Annotated in this window: 2 protein-coding genes; one reads left to right on the plus strand and one right to left on the minus strand. The window is 60.1% G+C overall.

Annotated features, from left to right (window positions below; translation table 11 throughout):
* Positions 1–173 precede the first annotated feature (173 nt).
* Positions 174–725: a transposase gene (locus BN2475_RS34385; RefSeq protein WP_245841650.1), complete on the minus strand. Its 552-nt coding sequence runs from the start codon at positions 723–725 to the stop codon at positions 174–176.
* Positions 726–1,474: 749 nt separating this feature from the next.
* On the opposite strand from BN2475_RS34385, the gene ltrA reads away from it, so the two are divergent.
* Complete coding sequence (gene ltrA, locus BN2475_RS28355; RefSeq protein WP_342744660.1) at positions 1,475–2,815, plus strand: group II intron reverse transcriptase/maturase; 1,341 nt, start codon at positions 1,475–1,477, stop codon at positions 2,813–2,815.
* Positions 2,816–3,156 lie beyond the last annotated feature (341 nt).

A 3,156-nucleotide genomic window follows, 5' to 3' on the forward strand; every position in this document is an offset into this window, starting at 1 on the left:
AGCGTCAGATGTGTATAAGAGACAGAGCCCCTACTGATTGCAGGTTTTGATTTGATCGGCCATGATGGGGTTTTCTTCATATCGTACGGAATGCAAATTGATTCTACAAGGCTGACGTGAGCTGGATCATGGCGCACTGCGCCGGATCTGAAAGCTGCGGCGACGCCGTTCGATTAGCTGCGACAGTAGTGCCGCAGGTTGATCATCGTGTAGGCGAGTGTCTTGAACGCGTAGTGAAGAGGGCTGAGACGTTCGAAGCGCAACAGCAGGCGGCGAAACTTATCTTCCCAGCCGAACAGCCGCTCAATGGTGTTGAAGCGCTCTTTAAAAATGGCCGGCTCGAACAGCGCCTTGCGGCCGCGTTTGGGCGTTTTCCTGCCACGCGGGTTCGGGTTGATGTTGGGCACCATGCCACGATTAAAGATGGCCTTGCGATTCACCCGGCAATCGTAGGCGCCATCGAGGCTGACGATGGTGCCGTGTAGTGTCAGACCTGCTTCGCGGGCGGTCTTCATCAGTGTGGGCAATGCCTCGCGTAACATCGGCGATTCGTTGTGATTGGCGGGTGCGACCACGAACGGTGCGATGACGTTGCAGCGCCGATCACAGAAAGCCACGATCTTGCAGCCCTTGAGTCTTTTGTGACCGCTGAAACCGAGATTGTCGCCGCCTTTCTTTGCCGCAGTCGTTGTGCCGTCGCCGTGAATGATCGACAGATCGAGCAACTGGTCCTCCTGAAGCCGGCGCACTGACGCCAGAAAGATCGCGTCGAAACATCCGCTCGCCTGCCAGCGACGAAAGATCCGGTAAATGCTGGTCGGATGAATTTCGCGTCGACCCTGCTGATTCCTGTCTATCGGCAGCATGTGCCACTGGCATCCAAGGTACAGAGCCTTCAGGATGTAGTTGAAGATCCGTGCGCCGGTCAAACCGGCAAAGTGTTGTGAATGAAAGAGTCATACGTTGAAGGCCTAGCCAGCCACGGCGGCCCCGAGTCATGCGTGTGTACCCGTGAGGGTGCAGGCGAAGCGTTGACAGGGGTACGCCCGGGCCGGGTATTGAGCCGCGAAATAAACTCCTCGTGGCATGAGCTACGAGATGATCGGGGTGCCGAGGCGCTGGATCTACGCCGAAGGCCACACCGACGCTGCCGCATTGGCGAGGCAGTGCCGGACCCCGCGCGGTCAGAGACCCCGTGCACGTGCGGAAACACTTTGCTCGGGAACCGGGAGGTCCCGGGCCCTACTGTGCCGCGCTGGGAAGCGTCGGGCGCAGTGCGCATCGTGAAGCCTGAGGGCGCACGACGATGAGCTACGGGCGTGGGAAGTCGGACTGCTGCGTAGTATCTGAGAAGCTGCCGAACAATACTGCGGGTGCAACTCCTGCGGTGGCGGAGGCGGTGGAGGGAAGGCGGCAGGCCAAGGGCAATGCAGTCGCGGCGCGCATGTCCCGCAGATTGGGGCGGGAATATGACATGGGAACCGCGCTCGACGGCATACGACAGACGGCCAAAGGACGACCGGGTGCGAAGTTCACCACCCTGATGCATCACATCTACGCGGTCGACCGCCTGCGGGTAGCCTACTTTGCGCTGGAGCGCAAGGCGGCTGCCGGGGTGGACGGCCAGACGTGGCAGTCGTACGGACTGGACCTCGAAGCACGGCTTCTGGACCTGTCCGACCGCCTGACCCGGGGGGCTTACCGGCCCCAGCCTGTCAGGCGCGTGTACATCGACAAGGCCGACGGCAGCAAGCGCCCGCTGGGCGTGCCGGCGCTGGAAGACAAACTCGTCCAGCTCGCCACGGTCGAAGTACTCAACGCGATCTACGAACAGGACTTCGTCGGGTTCAGTTACGGCTTCCGTCCCGGCAAGAGTGCGCACAACGCGCTCGACGCCGTGAGTGTAGGTATCGAGCGCAGAAAGGTGAGCTGGATACTCGATGCGGACATCAGCAAGTTCTACGACACAATCGAACACGACTGGCTGATGAGATTCATCGAGCACCGGGTAGCGGACACGCGGGTGCTGCGGCTCATCAAGAAATGGCTGCACGCTGGCGTGCTGGAAGACGGCAGGTTGACGCAAAGTGAAGTTGGTACCGTTCAGGGCGGCAGCATCTCGCCGCTGTTGTCGAACATCTACCTGCACTACACGTTCGATCTGTGGGTGAAGCAGTGGCGTGCGCGGCACGCCGAAGGCGACATGATCGTTGTGCGGTATGCCGATGATTGGGTCGCGGGTTTCCAGTACGTGCGGGATGCGGAGCGCTTCCAGCGCGAAGTGACTGAACGACTGGCCCGCTTCGGCCTGAAGCTGCACGAGAGCAAGACGCGGCTGATCGAGTTCGGACGCTTTGCGCGCGAGAACTGTCGACGCCGCGGCGGCGGTAAGCCGCAGACCTTCGACTTCCTGGGCTTCACGCATTGCTGCGGGAAGACCCGTAAAGGAAAGTTTGCGGTATTGCGGCTGACCAGCGCCAAACGAATGCGAGCCAAGCTTCAGACAGTCAAGGAACAACTGCGACGACGCATGCACCAGACTATTGCGGAGCAGGGGCGGTATCTGCGCGCCGTGGTGGCTGGGCATGTGCGGTACTTTGGCGTGCCACGAAACGGATCGCGCCTCGGGTGCTTCCGGGTTGGTATTGCCCGCCTGTGGTACCGCACGTTGCGCCGCCGTAGTCAGAAGCATCGCCTGACCTGGCTGCGGATGACCCGGCTCGTAGCACTTTGGTTGCCCCTGGCTCATATATGTCATCCATATCCGAACCAACGTCTGATCGTTACGACCCAAGGCAGGAGCCGTATGCGGTAATTCCGCACGTACGGATCTGTGGAGGGGGTGATGGGCGACTGTCATTCCTACTCCGACTGTACAGTGGCAGTCGCGGCAGCGGGCCACGACGACCCCGTGGTAAATGAGGCAAGACAAATTCGTTGAATTGCGCTTCGCTCAATTCCACCGGAATCCCTTGTCGGGCTTGGCGTTGGGCCATTTTCCATCATCAAAGCGATGGATTCTAGCCGCTTCGACGACAACCGCTCGAATCCCTTTACCCAGCTCACTCTCCGCCTGTTTTTACACCTGAGAAAAACCTGCAACCAGTAGTTTCAGATCCGGCGCAGTGCGCCATGATCCAGCTCACGTCAGCCTTG

Origin of the sequence: Paraburkholderia ribeironis, from assembly GCF_900019265.1 — a bacterium.
GTDB classification, from domain to species: domain Bacteria; phylum Pseudomonadota; class Gammaproteobacteria; order Burkholderiales; family Burkholderiaceae; genus Paraburkholderia; species Paraburkholderia ribeironis.

What these genes read in the sequence shown, in the direction of transcription:
- ltrA (WP_342744660.1), top strand. Translation starts at nt 1,475, where the DNA reads ATGGGAACCGCGCTCGACGGCATACGACAGACGGCCAAAGGACGACCG.